This window comes from Dyella halodurans (assembly GCF_026283925.1).
Taxonomy (GTDB): domain Bacteria; phylum Pseudomonadota; class Gammaproteobacteria; order Xanthomonadales; family Rhodanobacteraceae; genus Dyella; species Dyella halodurans.
Map to the genome: position 1 here is coordinate 16,910 of NZ_JAPDPF010000016.1, position 20,020 is coordinate 36,929.

A 20,020-nucleotide genomic window follows, 5' to 3' on the forward strand; every position below is an offset into this window, starting at 1 on the left:
ATTAAAAGTCCACGTTTCGTTTGCAGGAGTCCGGTTATGGCCGACCCGCTCGCCGAAGTGGTCACGCTGCTCCAGCCGAGCGCGCCGTTCTCCAAGATCGTCAGCGGCGCCGGTCGTTGGGGTGTTCGCCGGTCAGAGGCCGGGCGGCCTTTCTACTGTGTGATCCTTGAGGGGTCCTGCCGCCTTGCGGTCGACGGACACGAGCCGATCGACCTCCAAGAGGGAGACTTTGTCCTTATTCCCTCCGCCGACGGCTTCACAATGTCGAGCCTCACGCCGGCAACACCGGAGGATTTCGACACCCCGCCCGTTGCGCTATCCCACGGCGAATTCAGACTCGGCATTCAATGCGGATCGCACGACGTTCGACTGCTCATTGGCTACTGCGTCTTTGGTTCGCCGGACGCCGCCTTGCTGGTGTCGCTTCTCCCCCAACTCATGCACGTTCGCGGCGAGAGGAGGCTGACGACCATCGTGCAGCTTGTGGGAGACGAATCTCGCGACCTGCGGCCCGCGCGTGATGTCATCCTGGCACGCCTCCTGGAAGTTCTCTTCATAGAGGCCCTACGCTCTTCGGCGGGACCGGCGGCTTCACCGGGCCTCATGCGTGGCCTTGCCGACGAACGCCTCGCGTTCGCGCTACGACAAATGCACGAGAGTCCGACCCGGCCTTGGACAGTTGCACAGCTGGCCAAAGAGGCAGCCCTCTCTCGCTCAGCGTTCTTTGAACGATTCGGCCGCGCGGTGGGCGTTGCCCCGATGGAATATCTGCTCGCTTGGCGCATGGCCTTGGCAAAGAACCTGCTGCGGCGCAAAGAAGGAGGCATCGCCGAAGTGGCGGCGCGCGTCGGCTACAGTTCTGCAAGTACGTTCAGCGTCGCATTCACCCGCCATGTCGGGCTTCCGCCAACGCGGTATGCGCAAGAGCAGTTGGAATCACAACACACTTAAAGCCATGCCTGCTCTGGGTCGGAAGCAGACACCATACCCGACTAGTGCGCCTGCCCTGACGCATTAGTCACACCACCCAAGGCGTCCGACGTAAGCTTGTCCAGCTCTTGGTTGCCGCTGGCCCACGGATTCGCCCGTCTGTCCTCCCTGATCGCAGTAATGGCCTTGGTTGTATAGCCACCAGGATCACGGCCAGCCCTCTTCATCGCCGCCAACTCGGGAATCTCGCCAGTCAAGCGCCACTCCAAAACTCCTCGAGCGCCGTCGATGTTGCCAGCGCGCATCTTACTTAGCGCTGCAACTGTACCGAGTGCATCGCTCGCCTTTAGTTCGTCGTATTGCGAAGAAGCCCACCGGTCCCAGTCGATACCGAACTGCTTCATGTACTCAAACACGACGTAACCGGACAGCAAGCCACCGACTATGGACCCGGAAACCAACAGACCAATGATCTTTGCCCAGCGCATAAATCCCCTGTCGCCAGTATTCCAAGATTTGTAATGTCCGCTTCATCGGCCCTAGTCGCGTGATCTAGGGCAAGGGTTGTCATGCGCATACGGGTCGAGCTGGCTGGGACTCTTGCGCATGGGGTAGCGCGGCGACACCTCGCCGCTCGCCAGGTACTTGGTGATGGTGTTGCGCGACAGTTGGGTGCGCCGGGCGATCTCCCGGATCGAGATCTGGTCACGCAGGTGCCCGCGTCGGATGACCCTCAGTAGGGCCACGTCGATCACTCCTTAGCTCCCGCTCGGGTGGTGAGCGGAGGGTGGTGGGAGGTGGCTCAAATTTGGACGAAAAATCCTGGCCGAAGCAGCTCAGTTTCCGATGGAACTCAACAGTCGTGGTTCACTTCATGACGCTCGTGTCGCGGAATCACGCGGCGCACACGGAAGCGGTCGATGAAGCGGCAAACATCCGGCGGCGCATGCAATACGCGTGCTGCATGGAACGTGCGGCCATTCAGGGTGCGTTTATGAATGTGATTGTGACAGGCGCGATTTCCTGCATCGACGGAAATTCCTTCTTCACAAGCATCCCGCGCCACCAAGCCATCGAGCCGTGAACGGCGCGTCAATCCGTCAGTTTCGGCGAATGAAATTGCGCGGACATGGTCATGCTTGCGGTTGCCACCAAAATTCAAGTCGGCGGCATAACACGATGATTTATTTAAGTTTGGTGATGGTTTGCTGACGAAGTCCGCATTTTGACAGCGCTGTCATTGCTGCGGCGCTTCCGCCGGTCCTATGCTCGACTTGACGTTTAAAACGTCATCGCGAATAGGTGTTGGTGGCTGCCTTTCGCTTCGTGTTTGGGGACTTGTTTTCAGTGGATACGCGCGTGCCATCGAGGCGATGGCGCGACGGACGCGCTTTGTCTTTCAACAACGGGATTCGAAGGGAGGGGAGGCGGACCCACGCGGCAGCGGTAACGAACACAGGGGGAACTGGCTTGTTGTTAACGGAACTTTCTCGGGAGACGTTTTCATGAAGAGCGGGCACTTGTACCTGTGCGGGGCCATTGCCTTGGCCCTCGCAGGGATTCCGGTTGTATCGGCGGCGCAGAGCAACGCCGCGCTGGTTGGCCTGAACACGGCCGAAGCACCGCGAGTGACCAGGACGGTCGACAACCGTGCGGTATCAGCACTGCAACACACCCACCTGGCGGTCGTGGACCGATCGACGCCCATCCAGGGCGTGGACGACGCCACACCGATGAGCCACCTGCATCTGGTCCTGCAGCGCAGCGCGCAGCGTCAGGCCGCGCTGGAGGCATTGAGCGCCGCACAGCACGATCCGAAGTCATCGAAATTCCACCAGTGGGTGACGCCTGAGCAATTCGGCCAGGCCTTTGGTGTAGCGGACGCCGATATCGCCGCCACTACCGCATGGCTGCGCTCGCAGGGTTTCACCGTCAACAGCGTGTACCCAAACAAGCGGGAGATCGACTTCAGCGGCAACGCTGGGCAGGTCAGGCGCGCGTTCCATACGTCGATGAACCGCTACACCATCGATGGCGCCACGCACGTTGCCAACGCCTCGGACATCAGCGTGCCCTCGGCGCTGCTGGGTGTCGTTGCTGGCGTGGCCGGCCTCAACGATATCCATCCGCAGCCGCAGCATGTGCCGAAGATGGTCGGGCAGTTCGATGCTTCCACCAGGACCTTCAAACAGAACAACACCGCGGCCGCGGGCGACAGCCCCATGGCGTCGGCCATTCCCAGCGGTGCTCGCGGCCTGGTGCCCTACGACATGAGTAAGATGTACGGCACCGACCAGCTGCTGGCGGCCGGCATCACCGGCAAGGGCATCAACATCGCCGTGGTCGAAAACGCCGGCATGCAGCCCTCCGACTGGTACAACTTCGCGAACCAGTTCGGCCTCTTCCGCTATGGCGGCACCTTCCAGGAGTTCCAGCCCCAGGCTGCGGGCTTCACCACCTGCGAAGATCCGGGCAACGGTAGCGATGCCGGCGAAACGGTGCTCGACGCGGAGTGGGCCACCGGTCTGGCGCCGGGTGCCAACGTCTGGGTGGCCACGTGTACTGACACCCCCGCCTGGCCGGGCGAATTCGTCGCGGCGACCAACCTGATCAATGGCGCCAACCGGCCCAACATCATCAGCATGAGCTACGGCGTCAGCGAGCTGCGCGTGGACCCGGGCAGCAAGGTGCTGATCGACGCTCTATGGGCGCAGGCCGATGCCGAAGGCATCTCGGTGTTCATATCGAGCGGCGATTCGGGTTCCAACCCGGATTTCAACGGAGGGACCATCATGGGTGAGGGCGTTGGCGCCAATGCCCTCGGCACCTCGCCCCACGACACCGTGGTTGGCGGCACCGACACCGCCGACATCCTCGATGGCAGCACCGCGTCCTTCTTCAGTTCGAACTACAACTCCGTGTACGGCTCGGCCCTGTCGTACGTGCCGGAGATTCCGTGGAACATGTCGTGCGGCAACGAAGTGGCGGCCAAGTCGCTGGGTTATGCCAACGCCATTGCCATGTGCAAGGCCTATGAGCAGCCCGGTTTCCAAGGCGAATACCCGGTCGGGATCTCCGAAGCGTCCAGCGGCGGCCCTTCGTCGGTGGATGCCAAACCGGCATGGCAGAAGCTGGTGTACAACACGGCCAACGACCAGTCGCGCGACGTGCCGGATGTGGTCCTGTTTGGCGGCTCCTACGGTGGCTACACCTGGGCGATCATCTGCACGACTAACGAACCCTGCTCGCCAAACTTCGTCGCCCCCACGGCGTCTGTCGGTGGCACCTCGCTGTCCGCGCCGATGTTCGCCGGCATCCAGGCCTTGATCGACCAGGGTCTCGCCGCCGCCGGCCTGCCGGCCAACCAGGGCAACGCGGCTCCCACGCTGTATGCGTTGGCTGCACAGGAGTACGGCAGCGCCGATGGCAAAAAGCCGCCGCAGGGGCTTGAAGTCTGCAATGCGGACAGCGACCCCAAGGAGGCACGCGGCTGCGTGTTCCACAACATCACGCGCGGCGGCATCGCGACGCAGTGCTGGCAGCAGCCGCCGTTCACGGTCACGCCCGATTGCTACATCTACGCGTCGACGCCGGGTTGGCAATACCCGTGGGAGTTTGGCCTGACCTCCACCGATTCCACCACCTACAACGCGACCACCGAGGCATATGCCGCCCGGCCGGGCTGGAGCTTTGCCGCCGGTCTTGGCTCGGTGAACGCCCAGAACCTGCTCTGGGCCTGGCAGGCCTATCTCAAGTAAATCTCGCGCACGGCATCCCCGGCATGTGCCGGGGATGCTCTTCCCTTGACGGCTTGCGCACGCGGGATGGCCGTCATCGGGCAGATGGATCCGTGGATCCGGGGTGTCATGGCGAACAGGCGTCGTCAGCCGTCTTTCGCCTGAAGTTCAGGGAGTGCTTTTCCAATGCATACGAGCGTGCCGTCGAGGCGATGACGCGACGGACGCGACGGACGCGTCTTGTCTTCCAACAACGCGATTCGAAGGAGGTCATGCGGCTTCATGCGGTGGCGGTAACCGACACAGGGGGATCTGGCTTGTTTTCAACGTACCTATCCAAGGAGACGTTTCATGAGAACCGAGCACCTGTACCTGTCTGCGGCGATTAGCCTGGCCCTCGCGGGACTGCCGGCCGTGGCGGCGGCGCAGAATAATCCTGCCCTGGCAGACCTCGATACGGCCGAGGCACCCAGGGTGACGCAGACGGTCGACAACCATACGGTATCGACGCTGCAGAAAACCCACCTGGCGATCGTCGAAAGCTCCGCTCCCACCCAGGGTGTGGACGACGCCTCACCCATGAACCATATGCACCTTGTGCTGCAGCGCAGTCCCCAGCGCCAGGCCGCGCTGGATGCGTTGATCGCCGCCCAGCATGATCCGAAGTCGCCGAAGTTCCACCAGTGGGTGACGCCCGAGCAGTTCGGCCAGGCATTTGGCGTGGCCGACGCCGATATCACCGCCACCACGGCATGGCTCCGCTCGCAGGGCTTTATCGTGAACGGCGTATACCCGAACAAGCTGCAGATCGATTTCAGCGGCAATGCCGGGCAGGTCAAGCGCGCGTTCCATACCTCGATGAACCGCTACGAGATCAACAAGGCCACGCACATCGCCAATGCCACCGACATCAGCGTGCCTTCCGCATTGAAGGGCGTCGTGGTTGGCGTGGCTGGCCTCAACGACATTCATCCGCAACCGCAACATGAGGCGAAGAAGATTGGTCAGTTCGACGCCGCCACGCGGAAGTTCAAGCTCAAGGAGGATGCGAGTTCAGCGGCGGGCGCCAATCCCATGTCGGTTTACGCCAATGGATCGCGCGGCCTCGTGCCGTACGACATGAGCAAGATGTACGGCACCGATCAGTTGTACTCGGCCGGTATCACCGGCAGCGGCATCACCATTGCCCTCGTCGAGGACAATTCGATGCAGCCCTCCGACTGGAGCAATTTCGTGAGTCAGTTCGGCCTTGCCAGCTATGGTGGCAGCTTCCAGCAGTTCCAGCCCCAGGCGACGGGGTTCACGAACTGCATGGATCCGGCCGCCAACTATCCGGAAGACGACGTCGAGGCGCTGCTCGACGCCGAGTGGTCCACGGCGATGGCGCCGGGCGCCAACATCTGGCTGGCCAGTTGCGATGACTCCAACTCCAATAACTTCTTCGGTGGTGTGTTCACCGCGGCGACCAACCTGATCAATGGCGCGAGCCGGCCCAACATCATCAGCGCCAGCTACGGCTATGGCGAGGGCTACACGGATGCCGCCAGCAAGACGGCGATCGACGCGATGTGGGCGCAGGCGGACGCGGAAGGCATCTCGGTGTTCGTATCGAGCGGCGACTCGGGTTCCAACCCGAGCTTCAACGGCTGGGTCATCAACGGTGCCGGCGTCGACGCGAACGCGTTTGGTACGTCGCCGCACGACACGGTGGTGGGCGGCACGGATACCGCCGACATCCTGGACGGCACCACCGCCTCGTACTTCAGCTCGACCATCAATGCGCAATACGGCTCGGCATTGTCGTACGTGCCGGAGATTCCGTGGAACATGTCGTGCGGCAACGAAGTGGCGGCCAAGTCGCTTGGCTTTGCCAACACCATTGCCTTCTGCCAGCTCTCCATGAAGCTGGATCCCTACGGCGTCTACCTGACCTCGGAAGCGGGCAGCGGCGGCCCTTCGTCGGTAGATGCCAAGCCGGCATGGCAGAAGCTGGTCTATAACGCAGCCAATGACCAGTCGCGCGACGTGCCGGATGTGGCCCTGTTCGGTGGCTCCTATGGCGGCTATACCTGGGCGGTCATTTGCACGTACTACGAGCCCTGCACGCCGAACTTCACCGGCAGCACCGCGCTCGAGGGTGGCACGTCGCTCTCTGCGCCGATGTTCGCCGGCATCCAGGCACTGATTGACCAGGGCCTCACCGCCAAGGGGCTGCCAGCCAACCAGGGCAACGCCGCGCCCGCGCTGTATGCGCTGGCTGCCCAGGAGTTCGGCAGCGCCCAGCAGAAAAAGCCGCCGGAAAGCCTGGATGTCTGCAGCGCGGACAGCGACAAGAAGAAGGCGGCCGCTTGCGTGTTCCACAACATCACACGCGGCAGCATCTCGACGCAGTGCGTGCAGCAGATGCCCTACGTGGCCACGCCCGACTGCTTCTTCTACGGCCAGTTGTCCGGCGGGCTCACGGAGGGCCTGACGTCCACCTCCCCGAGCACGTACAACGCTACCACCGAAGCGTATGTCGCACGCCCGGGCTGGAGCTTTGCCACCGGCCTCGGCTCGGTGAACGCGCTGAACCTGCTCAATGCATGGAAGGCCTACCTCAACGTCCATTAATCCTGGCCACAGGGCATCCCCGGCGCTTGCCGGGGATGCTCCCCAGCTCGACCGCCCGGCTGTCCAGGTTGGCCGTCATCGGCTGCACGGGTCAGTAGATGGAAGGACTGCCCTCGGGACGCGTCTTGAAACGCTTGTGCCCCCACAGGTACTGCTCCGGCGCGGCGCGCACCATGTCCTCGATGCACACATTGACGCGCGCGGTGTCGTCGAGCACATCGCCGCTCGGGAACTGCGCCAGCGGCGCACCCAGGCGCAGCACGTAGCCGTCGTTGCCGGGCAGGCGGCGATGGTAGAACGGGACCACCAGCGCGCCGGACAGCCGGGCCAGGTGGTGGGTGGCGGTGATGGTGGCCGCCGGCACGCCGAAGGGCATCTTCTTCACCGCCAAATTTGCGACAGTCGCAAATTTCGAGGCCACAACCACGCTTGTGCGCGGACGGCATTGCACGGCCGATCGAGGACCAGCAGCAACAGCAACCGTCGCGCCGGTGCGGTCACCACTTTTTTCGCAATGCCTCGCGGGTGATCTCGTTCTCCAGCATTGACTCGGCCAGGAGCTTCTTCAGCCGGGCGTTCTCCGCCTCCAACTCCTTAAGCCGCTTGGCCTCGGGCACCGTCATGCCGCCGAACTTGCTGCGCCACAGGTATTACGAGGCTTCCTGAAGCCGTGCTTGCGGCATAGATCCTTCATTGCCACGCCGGCTTCCGCCTCACGCAGGAAGCCAATGACCTGCTCTTCGGTAAAACGCTTCTTCACGTCCAATCTCCGTCAGTTGGGGGATTGGACTCCAAATCGCCGTGCTACTCAAAAGCGTGGGAACGTCGCTCGTCGATGCAGCCGTATTTGGCTAGAACAACGCTCTCTAGAGTGATCAGAGACTCCGGCGTGAAATCTAGCGCCTTCGCAACATCCTTTGAGACCGAGTGGCGAAGTCTCTCGATGGCCTCATCCATATCCATCAACCACATCTGAAACTGGTCGTCAGCGCCGGTCATGCTGGACTCCGTGCATGCTGGTCAATTTGCAACTGCGGCATGTCCGCTTTGGGTTGCGGATTCAACCGGTCGTTGCAACACCCCTAGACTGCGGCAGCAGGAGGTGTGTGGCAATGGCCCAACGACCACGGATCCATTACACAGTGACTCAGAAGGCGGTGATGTGGGACCGCTGGCAGCTTGGGGAGTCGTTGCACGAGATCGCCAAGCTGTTTGATCGGCACCACTCGGCGGTGCGTCGGATACTCGCTGAGACCGGTGGCATACGACCGATGCAAGGTCCGCAGCCGTCCTTTGATCATCGCATCCAACGCACGTGTTCGCGCGCGAGTTTGGTGACGTAACGCGGCGCCGTATTCGTCGCTGTGTACCTTTGGTTAGGCGCTCAGCTCACCAGATACGTATTGGACTAGCTCTCTGGTGTTTCTGACGAATTCTGCCTCTAGGTCAATGCCACACTTATTTGCGAGGACCATAATCGACCATAAGCAGTCCGACAATTCATGGCCAAGTTTAGCCTTGCAGTCATCAATATCCCGGATGCCAGCGTTTGCCTGGATCAGTTTTGCTAGATCGCCTACGTCCCCCACAAAACCAAGCGCAAGTTCTCCTGTCGTCCAGATCCGCCCCCATCTCTTGATCTCAAGCTGCTCGTAGAGCTCGTTTAGCTGTAGCGCTGACTTTTCAAGATCGCTGAAATTCATGTTGATTGCACCTAACACCTGGATAAACGAGCGGCGACTAAGGCGCTCACTAAGGTCTGCTTCGTGTCGCAAGCCGGATCCTATGGCAAACCATCACTCGCGGACGGCCGGCGCTGCCATGACAACGATGCCCGGGCCAAAGCCGATCGCTTTCTCAAGCCTGGCGGAGAAGGCAATCCATTTGCCGTCCGGGGACCACACGGGGTGCTGGGCATTCCAGTCAAAAGGAGTGAGTCGCTGAAGATGGCTGCCGTCTTTATCGGCCACGAAGATGGCGTAAAGCAGGGGTACGGGGCTTCCCTGATTGCTTTCGAACAGGAGCCGCGTGCCGTCAGGCGACCATGTAGGTGCTCGCCCCTGCATGCCTGCCACCTCGAGCGGATGAGCATCGCCCTCTGCGGAAATAATCCAGACCTCGTTATGGGTTTGGTTGTAGCGCTGCCCCGCATCCTTTTGCGCGGCAACGGCGATCCATTTTCCGTCGGGAGACACCGATGCCATACCGGTGAGCAACTTGGGGGTGGTGACCAGCGGCTCGAACTTGCCGCTTTTTAGATCGACCCGCCGAAGCATGTTCTTGTCTCCGTCGAGCTCAATGAGCTTCGTACCATCTGCGTACCAGGACGGGTAAAAGGTATGGATACCGTCGGGCGGGTAGGCGGGCCGAGCGCGTGTACCGTCCGCCTCCATAAGCCAAGTGGAGATGGTGCCCTGCCCGTCGATTCCTGTGAAGGCGATCCTGTTTGCCGTGGCTGACCAGCGCAAGCGCGTTTGCGAGACGGGCAGCTGATCCTTAGTGAACCGCGTCGGCTTGCCCCCATGAATTGGCACCTCGTACGCCTCTGCCCTCCCGCCGCGCAGCGGGCTTCGCTCGAAAATTAGCCGCTGATTGTCCGCGGAAAACTGTGGCCCGTAATCCGCGCCATCCGGGTCATCTGTGGCGATAGTGACCTTGGGATCGTCCTGCCACGCAAAAGCGGTGCATGGCAGTAGCGCCAGGCCGAGTGGCAGCGACACTAACCATGAAAATCGCCGCAACGGGCGCAAACCGTCTTGAGAAAACCGACGTGCAACATTCACCAGACTCAGACCTCTCACGAACCTTTTTGAAGCGTCCAGACCGCTTTGGGTCGGAAGCAGACTTGCACGGATTTACGCCCCCAACGCGTGATGGTCGTAACTAATCACGCGCGTGATTTGCCAGGATCCGTTGCTGTATTCCCACAAGTGAATGAAGCGGGCGACTGCATCACACCGACCAGTACTCAGGTCGCAAAAGCGATGGGTGCCGATCTCCACCGCGCCAAAATCCTTGACGGGGTAGACCTCCAAGCTGCCGGCCACCAACTCCCTACGCAATTTTCCGCAAATCGCATTCTTGATGCTTTCAACCAGCTTGGCGCGCCCCCGGGTCAGGCCGCCTTTGTCGTGATAGAACTCGATGTCTGGCGCGATATAGCGTCCAAAGGCTTCAAGGTCGCAGCGGTTATAGGCGTCAAATACCGCACTGTCTAAAGCGACAATCGTCGTGGTGAGTGCCGCACCGACGGGCATTGGGGTGACCGGCGCTGTGTCGGCTCGCGCGATGGATACGGCGAACAACGCGGCAAAGCCGATCGCTACGATCTGCCCGAAACGGTTGCACATAGGTGACTCCCTGTCATGAAATTTGAGTGGCAGCTTTGGAGACCAGGGTCAGAGTGCACTTTCTTGAAATAATTGCACTCTGACGCCGGTTTTTGCTTTTTCTACTGGGCGCTTTCGCAACCTCAGAATCCCTGGGGCGAGGCGAAATCAGCGTTGCTGCGGTTATCCATGGCGAGGCTCGCCACGCTTCGTGCGGCTTCTTCCGCCTCATTCCTTGTCGCATAAGCCCGAGTGGTCCGATCCTGGGCGATCTGTATGCCTTGATGCAGGATGCGATAGCACCCAACGAACCGGCCGTCCGGTGCCTCTTCGGACCAGATCGAAACGGAGTTCCGTGACATGTTCAATCCCCCTTTATTCTCGATGTCACATCGTCGCCTGATTCAAAAAGCGGCGCAATCATCCGAGAGTCGGAAGCTGCGCTTTGCCCCGCCAATCCGAGTACCGCCGCCGCGTCCCTACGATTGGAGCGCCCCGCCCTTCTCCCTTGTAACAATTGCTTTGGCTCGGGCGCAGATGCTCCAAGCGCGCCGACGGCGCGCTCCTGGGGCAACCTACCCCGGATTGCGCCATCTCTCGCTCATCCTCACATCGGAACCGAGCCAGCCACCACCGATGAATTTTCGCCTCCGCGCCCGTCCTATGGATGAGACTGAAACATGCCCCTTGGGCAACGGGAGGACTTATGTCTGGTTTGACGGGAAAAAACGTGGTCGTGATCGGCGGCAGCCGTGGCGTGGGTAGGGAGATTGTGGAAACGGTGGCACGTGAGGGTGGGCGTGTGCTCGCCGTGGCGCGTCAGGATGAACCGCTAAGGCAGTTGGTGCGGGATTGTCCAGGCGTAGAAACCCTTTCCCTCGACGCGACGTACGAGGACGCACCGTCGAAGGTGTTCGACGTGCTTCAGCCCGATATCCTGGTGATCTGTGGCGGCGCCTTTCCACCTGCAGCGCCCCTGCATGAACTCAGTTGGCGTGAGTTCGCGATCAATTGGGAAGCGGACGTCAAGATCGCGTTTCACTTCTGCAAGGCGGTGCTTTCGCTGCCATTACGGGCGGGCGCATCGATCGTGCTGGTTTCCAGCGGTGCCGCCATCGGCGGCTCACCGATTTCCGGAGGGTACGCAGGCGCCAAGCGTACGCAGATGTTCATCGCGAGCTATGCCCAGAAGGAATCCGACCGGCTTGGGCTGGGCCTGCGCTTCGTTGCACTCGCGCCGCGCATCATGCCGGACACGGCACTTGGCAAATATGCCGCCGCTGGCTATTCACGCTACCTGGGCATTCCGGTCGAGGATTTCATTGGCAGCATGGGAACGCCGCCCTCGTGCGCCGATGCGGCCGCAGCCGCGATTGAACTGGCAACCCAGCCTGACGTGGCCCGGGGCAAGGCGTTTCTCCTCTCGGGCACGGGCCTTGAAGCCCTGCCCTGAGGGCCCTCATCATGCAGACGCTCATTCCGGAATCCATGTCGACGCCCGTTTCAGGGCCGCAAACATCCAACGAGAAGCACGGCATGACGCACGCGAACCAGACCTTCGAGCAACTTGCCGAGCCGTTCCGGCGTGAACTCCGGCTGCATTGCTATCGCATGCTCGGCTCCCTGCACGAGGCGGAAGACCTCGTGCAGGAGACTTATCTGCGCGCCTGGCGCAACTTCGCCAGTTTCGAGGGACGTGCACCGCTGCGGGCGTGGCTCTACCGGATTGCCACCCACGCCTGTCTCGACGCCATCGCCAGCCGCAAGCACGGGCCACGCCTGCTGCCCGACCAGAAGGTGCCTGCCACCAACCAGATGCCCGATGGCAAGCCTCCCGCCGAGGCGTCCTGGATCGAGCCCTATCCGGACGCTTATCTGGAGGGCATCGCCGATGACGCCCCCAGCCCTGAGGTGCGCTACTCGTCCCGCGAAGCGGTGCAGCTGGCGTTTGTCGCCGTCATCCAGCAACTGCCGCCGCGCCAGCGCGCCACGCTGCTGCTGTGCGACGTGCTTGGCTGGTCCACGCTGGAAGCAGCCGCGCTGCTTGGGGGCACTACCGCGTCGGTCAACAGTGCCAGGCAAAGGGCGCGCGAGACGCTCGCCCGGCGCTACCCCGATGGGCGCCCGCCCGTCGCCTCGGCGTCCAATCCCGGGCAGCAGGCACTGCTCGCTCGCTATGTGCGCACTTGGGAGGAACGGGACCTGGATGGCTTTGTCGCCCTGCTCAGGGAGGAGGCGGTCTACACCATGCCTCCGCAACCCCAGTGGTATGCAGGGAGGGACAGCATTCATCGGTTCTTCGACTGGGCCTGGAAGCACTATCTCGATTTCCGCCTGCTTCCCACGGCGGCGAATCGCCAACCCGCCTTTGCGCTCTACTCGCGTCGGTCAGCCGATGCAGCGTGGGAGGCGCACTCTCTCCATCTGCTCACCCTTGAACAGGATGCGATTGCATCGCTCACCTTGTTCGTGAAGCCCACCGCCCCTGACCTGTTCAAGGCTTTTGGACTTCCGCTCGCCCTCACAGACACCGACCGCACCGCCTAGCCGCCCGACGCGCGGCAGGCGCTACTCGCACCGCCCCTGCGATCTGTCTGCGTTTCCTGAGTCGTATCGCGCAATCTCCGCTCCGGGACGGGAGCGCACATTGTCCTCAGTAGTGAGCCCTCACTGCCAAACCGTTCAGTAGATCATCCAAGTTCAACATGCGACGCGGACAACCGTTGCCAGCGGTAGTACGGCTCGTGGGCCAGGGCCAGCAGCTCACGGTCCTCAGAGGTATCGCCATAAGCGAACACGCGGGAGAACTGGGAAAGCGGAAAGCGCTCCAGCACCAGGCGCGCCTTCTCTTCGCGAACACACTGGCGGCCACGGTAGCGGCCGGTGAAGCGCCCTGCACGCTGCTCAAGCGCCGAGCACAGCAACTCGATATCGTGCTCCTGGCACCAATGACCCAGATACAGATCCAGGCCGCCCGAAACCACCACGACGGTGTCGCCCCGGCGCTTGTGCCAGGTGATCCGTTCCATGGCCTCTGGGCGCAGCGTGGCGGGCAGCACATCCCGAGCGAAGCGTCGGCCGTGCGTCTCCAACTCATGCACGGGGATATGCCAGAAGCCGAAGCGGCAAATCGCCTTCCGGACCAGCGTGCCGGAGACGAGCCGGCCCTTGTAGCCAACGATTAAGGGAAGGAGGAGGACGCTGCCGAGCCAGAGACGATGCGGCCGAACCGCGGCGCGCATGAATTCCGGCATGGTCTCCCGATCCGTGATCGTCCCATCAAAATCGAACAGCGCAAGATCCATCTACCGCGAGTTCCTTTAGTGGCGCACCGGCTATGGGATGCAGTTTCGATAGCGAAAGACGGGACCCCGACAAACGACTGCGCCTTGATCGTGCGGCTCGGCGCTGCAGTCTAATCGGAGTGGCCCCAAGGCGATCTTACGGAATATTCGCCGCTGTTGGCACCGATCTGGCTTGAGCACGGCGGTCGAAATCGATGGCGAGAATTGGCTGCCCAATCCCAAGGCGATGCGCACCTGTGTGGCAGGATTTCCAAATCGGTGTTGTCGGACGTCTTATGACGGGAGAGGCGATGTTCATACCCCCCTTCAAGTCGGCGAGCCACACTCCACGCGTCGGCGAGTGGTGATCGCCTGTCCCGTTAGATCGCTAACATTCATCGTGGCGACTGAGGCGCTGGAGACTTTGTGATGCGTTTGACCTGGAAGGAAATCGAGGAAGAGATTGGAAGGCTGGGAGACCACCTGGTTCCGCGCATGCTGCAGTCGACCGGGAATGTAAAAGCCTGGGTCGAGTTTCTTGAGCGCGCCAATGTGATCAAGGCGAGGGTCCCTCCCGACCAGAGAGACCTGGTAAGGGTAAAGGTCTGCGAACTGCTGTCGGTGCATAACCTGGTGCTCGCTTCGCAAAAGGCTTCGAGCAACCGAGCAACGACCGCCAGGATATATGCCTTCCCATCAGGCATCCGCATGTCATGAGGTCACGACGCTGCAGTAAACGTCTACGTTGGGCCGGCCGCGTGCGCGGTGGCTTTTGTGGACCGGGACTGGCGTTGACGACTGCCAACCATAGAGAGCGTGCAATGGATGCCAGGCAGGTGCGAGAACGGGTAATCGACGCTCAAAATCGAATCAGATCCGAGCTCGAGTCCTTGACGAGGGACATAGGGCCCGGATGGCGACTCTGCTGCGATGTCATCGCCGAAGAGCGCTATCGCCTTGAAGTTGAGTACTACATATGGATCGTCAACATTGAGGCCAAGCTCAATACCGGGTATTCGTCTCTTCCCAGGCCCAGCTTTCCATGACAGGTCGAGGCGATCCTCCTTAGGTCCGTTTGGGGTCGGGAGCGGACCTTACTGTGCGGTCACCGACACCACATCGACCCGGCTCACTCCGTTGCAAATTGCGACTTGGAAACAACCCGCCGTCGCGCGAGTAGCCGAAAACCCATCAGCCAAGAACGTCGGTGTAGTTACGCTCGGCGACTCAGAGCCCGCACTTTGTAAGGTAGGGAACAGAAATTGGGAAAACGTGACCGCATCATGTCCATGAAAAACGCCTGAAAGAGTGGCGTGGAGGGTATGAAAATGCGCGTGTACAGCATCCTGGTTTCTTGTCTCGTGGCCATCTCGGCACACGCGACTGAGCGGATTTTTGTTCCCGTCCCGACAGAGGGGCAACAGGTGAGGTATGCCAATGGCGCTGCCTACCTTGCCACACAGACGAGCAGCGCGGCGCTTCAGATTGCGTACGTCCCCAACGACTCAAAATCGGCACTTCTTTTTGTCGGCGTGACGAATCTGAGCCAGGCATCTTTCAACTTTACTGAAACATCCATCACGGCAAGCTCCAATGGGACGCCCCTCCCCGTCATGTCATACAGGGACCGAATAGCAGAGCTCAAAAGGCAAGAACGCTGGTCGAGCATCGGCGCCGCCTTTGCAATGGCTGCGAACAACATGAATGCCAACAATGCGGGGCACGAGAGTAGCTATGGCACCTACAGTGGGACCGCAACCGCGTCGGCTTATGGACCCGCAGGTACCGTCCGCGCCACTGCCAACTCCACTGGCACCTACTACGGCAGCAATTACAACGCGACTGCGGCGGAAATGGCAAAAGAAAATGCCAACGCCCAGAACCAGGCCCTTGCCCAACAACAGCAAGCGAACATCGACTATGCGCACAAGAGCCTTGAGGACAGGGCGCTCAAGGCAAATACCATTGACCCCAGCCAATCGCTGGCAGGCGATGTGAAGTTTTCTCTCCCTAAACGGGACAAGTCGAAGCCTGCGGAATTCAGCGCCGTCGTCGACCTTGCAGGGCAACCAGTTACGGTTCTATTTCGAGAGCAGCAGTAGCCACCAGATACCAACGAACTGCTCACACAAAGTCAAGGTAACTACCCACTACACCGGCCTCATTGCGTGCCTGCGCCATGCGCAGCGCACAGATGGCCGCCTTGCACGCAATCGCCGGATGGGATTCATGCCAATGAACACTGCATCTAAGGTCTGCTATGGGTTGCGGATTCAACCGGCCGTTTCAGCACGCTATGGGCGTTCAAACCGAACGCCCCAAAATTCTGATCAGCCATTCTTGCGCATCAATCCCGCATGGAGGTCCTCCCGATCGAGCCCATTGGACTCGAGTCCCTGGACCGAGAATCGGCGGCGATAGTCGGAGGGTGTCAGGCCGACAATTCGTCTGAAGACCCGTCTAAAGGCCCCTGTGTCTTCGTAGCCAACTGCACGTGCAACTTGATCGACGCTCGATCGTCCAAACTGGAGCATTTCTCGCGCCCGGGAAATGCGCACCTGTTGCTGATACTCAAGGGGCTTCATACCGGTCGCTTTGACGAAGCGACGAAGGAATGTCCTTTGCTCGAGGCACGCGATTTTCGCAAGCTGGGTCACTGGATCCGCTCCTTCGCTTCGCCCCACGAGCCAACGCTGGACTTTTATGATGGCCTTGTCGCCGTGCGTTAGCCGGGGATCGAAACTGCTGTAGAAGCGCTGCTCACGACCTGGCGGATCGACATTCATGTATCGCGCCGTTTCAAGCATGACGGCCGCGCCAAGTAGTCGCTCGACCAGACGGAGTCCAAGGTCGGTCCACGCAAGAACACCACCGGCCGTCACCACATCTCCGTAGTCGATGACCATGTAATCGGTTTCGATCGGAACATTCGGGAATTCCTTCGCGAATTGCTCGCGCAACGCCCAGTGCGTGGTTGCCTGCCGCCCGTTTAGCAGACCTGTGCGCGCGAGGAGGAAAACGCCGCCACATACAGCCGCAATGATGACGCCCACCGCATGCTTCTGGTGCAGCCAGTCCCCAAGCACTTGGTCGTGGGCCGAACTGAGAGTCGCCTGCAAGTTGCCTGGCAGCACCAAGGCTACAGGCCGTTGTTCCGTGCCTGGATGGCTGTCGTAGGTGCAATGAACGGCATGATCAGTTCCACTCCGCCAGTGCGAAATGCGTAGAGGAAGTGTGGTTTGGCCGCCCTGTGTTCGGGCCGCGATGTCCCCTGCATAACGGAAAAGCTCAGTGAGTCCGTGCAGGCCTGTCTGCGATGTTCCCGCATCACAAACGATACCGATCTCCGGAAACCCCTTCATTGCCGTGTCCGTTTTGGCACGGCTATTTGTCGAATTTGACAGTTGTTGAGGGGGTCTGGCGAGCATACCGTGATTTCCTAGTGTAGGAAGGCCCATCGCCTGCAGCAGCCTCACCCGTCTGCTCACCGATGGATGGCGGGCCGCCTGCGGAAAGGGCTGGAGAGTTCACTCCCAGAGCGTGCTGATCATATGGCTCAAGACCGCTTCAAGGAAGCCAACGGTGGCAGCGCGGGCACCGAGATGCCTGACGGCGCCCGCCTCTTCTATAAGGATTGGGGTAACGGCCTGTCGTTACCGGTTCGCTCGCAGGTACGAGCCAGGCAGGAAAGAGCCGTCCATTCGCCGTCGTGCGGAGACAAACCCATTGCGGCGAGGAATCGGGTACCACCCGCCTGGATGCGCCAGATTCATCGGCAGACTGCCGTTACTTCGCCAGACACGCCAGGCGAGGCAAAACCGGAAACACCCGATTCATCCAACCACCGGAGAAGCTCAGTGTCCGCAACCACTTACACCCCCACTGCCATCGATACGCCAACGCAGTTTGTGGAGAGCAAAGGCCGGAAGCTGGCCTATCGAGTTTTGGGGTCGGGCGAACCACTGATCCTTTGTGTGCGCTTCCGCGGCGTACTGGACGTATGGGATCCCGCGTTCCTCGACGCTCTTTCCAGATCGTTTCGCGTAATTACGTTCGATTATTCCGGTTTGGGACGATCGACCGGCGAAGCAAATTACGATCCGCGTGCGCTCGCACAGGACGCCGTCGATCTGGCGGATGCACTGGGGATTCAGAGGTTCTTCCTCGCAGGATGGTCCCTCGGCGGGCACGCAGCACAGGTGGTGGCCATTACTCACCCTGACCGGGTCCGAAAGCTCGTCCTCATTGGCACGTGCCCTCCCGGGAAACTCTCGCATGGGCCCGAGCAGGTCTTTTTCGAACGTGCATTGAAATTCGACAATGATCTGGATGACGAAACGGTGCTGTTCTTTGAGCCTGCATCGGAACGCAGCCGGATGGCAGCCAAGGCCTCGAACGCTCGCATTGCAAAGCGCATCGCCTCGGACAGAAGTCCGGTTGTCCCGGAGGAAACCTATCTGAGGCTTCTCCAAGCTGGTGAAGCCCCAAGCGACGAATTGTTCGTTGATCGCGGCGGCTACCGGGACGCGCTTGCCATCACGCCGACTCCCATACTGGTCATATCCGGAGACCATGAAATCGTGTTTCCGGTGCGCAACTGGTTCGAGATGATTCCAAGTTGGCGATCCTTTCATCTACTCGTCGTACCGCAGGCAGGACATGGCCCTCACCATCAGGAACCGCAGTTCTGTGTCGATGCCATCGTGAGCTTCATCGCAAACGTGTCTTAGATATGCCGCACCCCCGCGATGGGCACGCGAATGTGCCCATCGACACCCAAGCCAGAAAGCACTCAGTTCGTCCCTGCCGCACCCCTAACTATCGAAGGGAGACCCTCTGATGAGCACTGATGAGCACATTGACCAGACGCGTCGGAAAGTACTGGCGGGTACTGGAGCCGCCGCCGCGGTATCCATGACCATGCCACTCGCATCAGCCATCGCGGCGACTGCGCCCTCGCACGGATCGCAAACCACAACTCATAGCGCACGCCGCGCCAGTGGGAAGGTCGTGACGCCGGACGGTGTTGAGATCTATTACAAAGACTGGGGCGCCGGTCAGCCGATCGTCTTTAGTCACGGCTGGCCGCTTTCTGCGGATGATTGGGATGCGCAGATGATGTTTTTCCTCAGCCACGGCTATCGCGTGATCGCGCACGATCGCCGAGGCCATGGTCGGTCGACTCAGACCGATGAAGGCAACGACATGGATCACTATGCCGCCGATCTCGCGGCGCTGACGGGTGCGCTTGACCTCAAGGATGTGATCCACATCGGCCATTCAACGGGTGGAGGAGAAGTAGTTCACTACGCAGCGAAGCATGGGAGGGACAGGACGGCAAAAATCGTGTTGATCAGCGCCGTACCTCCCATCATGGTCAAGACCAAGAGCAATCCCGAAGGTACGCCGCTGGAGGTCTTCGATGGCCTCCGCAAACAATACCTGGCCAACCGCTCACAATTTTATCTCGACATCCCCACTGGCCCGTTTTACGGGTACAACCGAGCCGGCGCAAAGGCATCAGAAGGCATCATTCGAAACTGGTGGCGCCAGGGCATGATGGGAGGCACGAAAGCCCAGTACGACTGCATCAAGGCGTTCTCCGAAACCGACTTCACCGAAGACCTCAGGCAGATCCAGCAGCCGGCCTTGGTCCTGCATGGGGATGACGACCAAGTCGTTCCCTACAAGGACGCGGGGGTTCGTTCCGCCGAGCTTTTGCGGAACGCGACCCTTAAGATCTACCCGGGGTTTCCGCACGGCATGCCGACGACCAACGCCGAGCAGATTAATAGCGACATCCTCTCGTTCCTCAAGGGATAGGCAACTCGCTTAGTCGGCATGGCGTACCACACTCCGCCATGCCGACACTCAAGCCATCGTTCGCGAGGGCAACAAGCGGGCGAACGCCTCGCCCGCCATGGCTTTGACGATCAGCAACGCAGTCAAGAATGTGGAAGCGTCAGCGACTTATATGCGGTTGCACGGATTGACGCTAACGTCCGTATATGGACTCCTCTCCTTTGCCAAGCATCCCCTAGCTCTGGCGTCCGTGTCGACTGCACACGTATATCCGGCCTCTAGATGCTGCACCGCAGGGCGGTGCCGGGCCACGATGAGCTAGTCG

18 protein-coding genes and 4 pseudogenes are annotated in these 20,020 nt (G+C 60.8%); 11 read left to right on the forward strand and 11 right to left on the reverse strand.

Translation table 11 applies throughout. From position 1 onward, the window contains the following. Positions 1-36: 36 nt before the first annotated feature. Entirely contained in the window at positions 37-951 is a 915-nt protein-coding gene (locus OUZ49_RS20530; protein WP_266152491.1) for an AraC family transcriptional regulator, read from the forward strand. Positions 952-992: 41 nt separating this feature from the next. Here OUZ49_RS20530 and OUZ49_RS20535 read toward each other — a convergent pair whose 3' ends face one another. Next, the gene (locus tag OUZ49_RS20535; protein ID WP_266152492.1) at positions 993-1,418 is read right to left on the reverse strand and encodes a hypothetical protein; all 426 of its coding nucleotides are present in this window, start codon (positions 1,416-1,418) and stop codon (positions 993-995) included. 87 nt (positions 1,419-1,505) lie between these two features. Continuing rightward, a pseudogene (locus tag OUZ49_RS20540) lies at positions 1,506-1,685 on the reverse strand (IS21 family transposase); the annotation flags it as partial. A 53-nt stretch (positions 1,686-1,738) separates the two neighbouring features. On the opposite strand from OUZ49_RS20540, the gene OUZ49_RS20545 reads away from it, so the two are divergent. From OUZ49_RS20545 to OUZ49_RS20555, 3 genes are all read left to right on the forward strand, one after another. Continuing rightward, complete coding sequence (locus OUZ49_RS20545; protein ID WP_266152493.1) at positions 1,739-2,014, forward strand: hypothetical protein; 276 nt, start codon at positions 1,739-1,741, stop codon at positions 2,012-2,014. A gap of 421 nt (positions 2,015-2,435) precedes the next feature. Further along, positions 2,436-4,688 (forward strand): S53 family peptidase, encoded by a 2,253-nt coding sequence (locus OUZ49_RS20550; protein ID WP_266152494.1) that lies wholly within the window; start codon positions 2,436-2,438, stop codon positions 4,686-4,688. A gap of 330 nt (positions 4,689-5,018) precedes the next feature. Next, positions 5,019-7,280 carry a S53 family peptidase gene (locus OUZ49_RS20555; RefSeq protein ID WP_266152495.1) on the forward strand — a complete coding sequence of 754 codons (2,262 nt, stop codon included), beginning with the start codon at positions 5,019-5,021 and terminating at the stop codon, positions 7,278-7,280. Between the two features lie 91 nt (positions 7,281-7,371). Here the strand turns inward: OUZ49_RS20555 and OUZ49_RS20560 are convergent. From OUZ49_RS20560 to OUZ49_RS20570, 3 genes and pseudogenes are all read right to left on the reverse strand, one after another. Next, positions 7,372-7,650, reverse strand: a pseudogene (locus OUZ49_RS20560) (LpxL/LpxP family acyltransferase); the annotation flags it as partial. 133 nt (positions 7,651-7,783) lie between these two features. Further along, positions 7,784-8,040 (reverse strand): annotated as a pseudogene (locus OUZ49_RS20565) (transposase); the annotation flags it as partial. A 44-nt stretch (positions 8,041-8,084) separates the two neighbouring features. Then, positions 8,085-8,279, reverse strand: coding sequence for a hypothetical protein (locus OUZ49_RS20570; RefSeq protein WP_266152496.1), 195 nt, complete (start codon positions 8,277-8,279; stop codon positions 8,085-8,087). Between the two features lie 113 nt (positions 8,280-8,392). On the opposite strand from OUZ49_RS20570, the pseudogene OUZ49_RS20575 reads away from it, so the two are divergent. Beyond that, a pseudogene (locus tag OUZ49_RS20575) lies at positions 8,393-8,551 on the forward strand (IS30 family transposase); the annotation flags it as partial. 105 nt (positions 8,552-8,656) lie between these two features. Here the strand turns inward: OUZ49_RS20575 and OUZ49_RS20580 are convergent. The 4 genes from OUZ49_RS20580 to OUZ49_RS20595 all read right to left on the reverse strand — a co-directional run bounded on the left by OUZ49_RS20580 (position 8,657) and on the right by OUZ49_RS20595 (position 10,971). Further along, positions 8,657-8,983 carry a nucleoside triphosphate pyrophosphohydrolase family protein gene (locus OUZ49_RS20580; protein WP_266152497.1) on the reverse strand — a complete coding sequence of 109 codons (327 nt, stop codon included), beginning with the start codon at positions 8,981-8,983 and terminating at the stop codon, positions 8,657-8,659. A 93-nt stretch (positions 8,984-9,076) separates the two neighbouring features. Further along, entirely contained in the window at positions 9,077-10,063 is a 987-nt protein-coding gene (locus tag OUZ49_RS20585) for a TolB family protein (RefSeq protein WP_266152498.1), read from the reverse strand. Positions 10,064-10,135: 72 nt separating this feature from the next. Beyond that, positions 10,136-10,630, reverse strand: coding sequence for a nuclear transport factor 2 family protein (locus tag OUZ49_RS20590; RefSeq protein WP_266152499.1), 495 nt, complete (start codon positions 10,628-10,630; stop codon positions 10,136-10,138). Positions 10,631-10,752: 122 nt separating this feature from the next. Beyond that, positions 10,753-10,971 carry a hypothetical protein gene (locus OUZ49_RS20595; protein WP_266152500.1) on the reverse strand — a complete coding sequence of 73 codons (219 nt, stop codon included), beginning with the start codon at positions 10,969-10,971 and terminating at the stop codon, positions 10,753-10,755. 344 nt (positions 10,972-11,315) lie between these two features. On the opposite strand from OUZ49_RS20595, the gene OUZ49_RS20600 reads away from it, so the two are divergent. Together OUZ49_RS20600 and OUZ49_RS20605 are read left to right on the forward strand one after the other, a co-directional pair. Beyond that, positions 11,316-12,062 carry an SDR family NAD(P)-dependent oxidoreductase gene (locus OUZ49_RS20600; RefSeq protein WP_266152501.1) on the forward strand — a complete coding sequence of 249 codons (747 nt, stop codon included), beginning with the start codon at positions 11,316-11,318 and terminating at the stop codon, positions 12,060-12,062. An 11-nt stretch (positions 12,063-12,073) separates the two neighbouring features. After that, positions 12,074-13,156, forward strand: coding sequence for a sigma-70 family RNA polymerase sigma factor (locus tag OUZ49_RS20605; RefSeq protein ID WP_266152502.1), 1,083 nt, complete (start codon positions 12,074-12,076; stop codon positions 13,154-13,156). Between the two features lie 143 nt (positions 13,157-13,299). Here the strand turns inward: OUZ49_RS20605 and OUZ49_RS20610 are convergent, their stop codons facing one another. Next, positions 13,300-13,914, reverse strand: coding sequence for an HAD family hydrolase (locus OUZ49_RS20610; protein WP_266152503.1), 615 nt, complete (start codon positions 13,912-13,914; stop codon positions 13,300-13,302). A gap of 408 nt (positions 13,915-14,322) precedes the next feature. On the opposite strand from OUZ49_RS20610, the gene OUZ49_RS20615 reads away from it, so the two are divergent. Together OUZ49_RS20615 and OUZ49_RS20620 are read left to right on the forward strand one after the other, a co-directional pair. Continuing rightward, a complete protein-coding gene (locus OUZ49_RS20615) occupies positions 14,323-14,610 on the forward strand; it encodes a hypothetical protein (protein WP_266152504.1) in 288 nt (95 codons plus the stop codon). Positions 14,611-15,215: 605 nt separating this feature from the next. After that, positions 15,216-15,995, forward strand: a complete 780-nt coding sequence (locus tag OUZ49_RS20620) for a hypothetical protein (RefSeq protein WP_266152505.1) — start codon at positions 15,216-15,218, stop codon at positions 15,993-15,995. 228 nt (positions 15,996-16,223) lie between these two features. On the opposite strand, the gene OUZ49_RS20625 is transcribed toward OUZ49_RS20620, so the two are convergent. Continuing rightward, positions 16,224-17,321, reverse strand: coding sequence for a GlxA family transcriptional regulator (locus tag OUZ49_RS20625; protein WP_266152506.1), 1,098 nt, complete (start codon positions 17,319-17,321; stop codon positions 16,224-16,226). A gap of 429 nt (positions 17,322-17,750) precedes the next feature. Between OUZ49_RS20625 and OUZ49_RS20630 the strand changes: the two genes are divergently transcribed. Beyond that, a complete protein-coding gene (locus tag OUZ49_RS20630) occupies positions 17,751-18,623 on the forward strand; it encodes an alpha/beta fold hydrolase (protein ID WP_266152507.1) in 873 nt (290 codons plus the stop codon). A gap of 109 nt (positions 18,624-18,732) precedes the next feature. Continuing rightward, positions 18,733-19,716 carry an alpha/beta fold hydrolase gene (locus tag OUZ49_RS20635; RefSeq protein ID WP_266152508.1) on the forward strand — a complete coding sequence of 328 codons (984 nt, stop codon included), beginning with the start codon at positions 18,733-18,735 and terminating at the stop codon, positions 19,714-19,716. The last annotated feature ends 304 nt before the right edge of the window (positions 19,717-20,020 follow it).

Bases quoted from the DNA above. Each gene is read 5' to 3' on its own strand.
- OUZ49_RS20530 (WP_266152491.1), top strand. From the start codon at position 37: ATGGCCGACCCGCTCGCCGAAGTGGTCACGCTGCTCCAGCCGAGCGCG.
- OUZ49_RS20535 (WP_266152492.1), bottom strand. From the start codon at position 1,418: ATGCGCTGGGCAAAGATCATTGGTCTGTTGGTTTCCGGGTCCATAGTC.
- OUZ49_RS20550 (WP_266152494.1), top strand. From the start codon at position 2,436: ATGAAGAGCGGGCACTTGTACCTGTGCGGGGCCATTGCCTTGGCCCTC.
- OUZ49_RS20555 (WP_266152495.1), top strand. From the start codon at position 5,019: ATGAGAACCGAGCACCTGTACCTGTCTGCGGCGATTAGCCTGGCCCTC.
- OUZ49_RS20570 (WP_266152496.1), bottom strand. From the start codon at position 8,279: ATGACCGGCGCTGACGACCAGTTTCAGATGTGGTTGATGGATATGGAT.
- OUZ49_RS20580 (WP_266152497.1), bottom strand. From the start codon at position 8,983: ATGAATTTCAGCGATCTTGAAAAGTCAGCGCTACAGCTAAACGAGCTC.
- OUZ49_RS20590 (WP_266152499.1), bottom strand. From the start codon at position 10,630: ATGTGCAACCGTTTCGGGCAGATCGTAGCGATCGGCTTTGCCGCGTTG.
- OUZ49_RS20595 (WP_266152500.1), bottom strand. From the start codon at position 10,971: ATGTCACGGAACTCCGTTTCGATCTGGTCCGAAGAGGCACCGGACGGC.
- OUZ49_RS20600 (WP_266152501.1), top strand. From the start codon at position 11,316: ATGTCTGGTTTGACGGGAAAAAACGTGGTCGTGATCGGCGGCAGCCGT.
- OUZ49_RS20605 (WP_266152502.1), top strand. From the start codon at position 12,074: ATGCAGACGCTCATTCCGGAATCCATGTCGACGCCCGTTTCAGGGCCG.
- OUZ49_RS20610 (WP_266152503.1), bottom strand. From the start codon at position 13,914: ATGGATCTTGCGCTGTTCGATTTTGATGGGACGATCACGGATCGGGAG.
- OUZ49_RS20615 (WP_266152504.1), top strand. From the start codon at position 14,323: ATGCGTTTGACCTGGAAGGAAATCGAGGAAGAGATTGGAAGGCTGGGA.
- OUZ49_RS20620 (WP_266152505.1), top strand. From the start codon at position 15,216: ATGAAAATGCGCGTGTACAGCATCCTGGTTTCTTGTCTCGTGGCCATC.
- OUZ49_RS20625 (WP_266152506.1), bottom strand. From the start codon at position 17,321: ATGCTCGCCAGACCCCCTCAACAACTGTCAAATTCGACAAATAGCCGT.
- OUZ49_RS20635 (WP_266152508.1), top strand. From the start codon at position 18,733: ATGAGCACTGATGAGCACATTGACCAGACGCGTCGGAAAGTACTGGCG.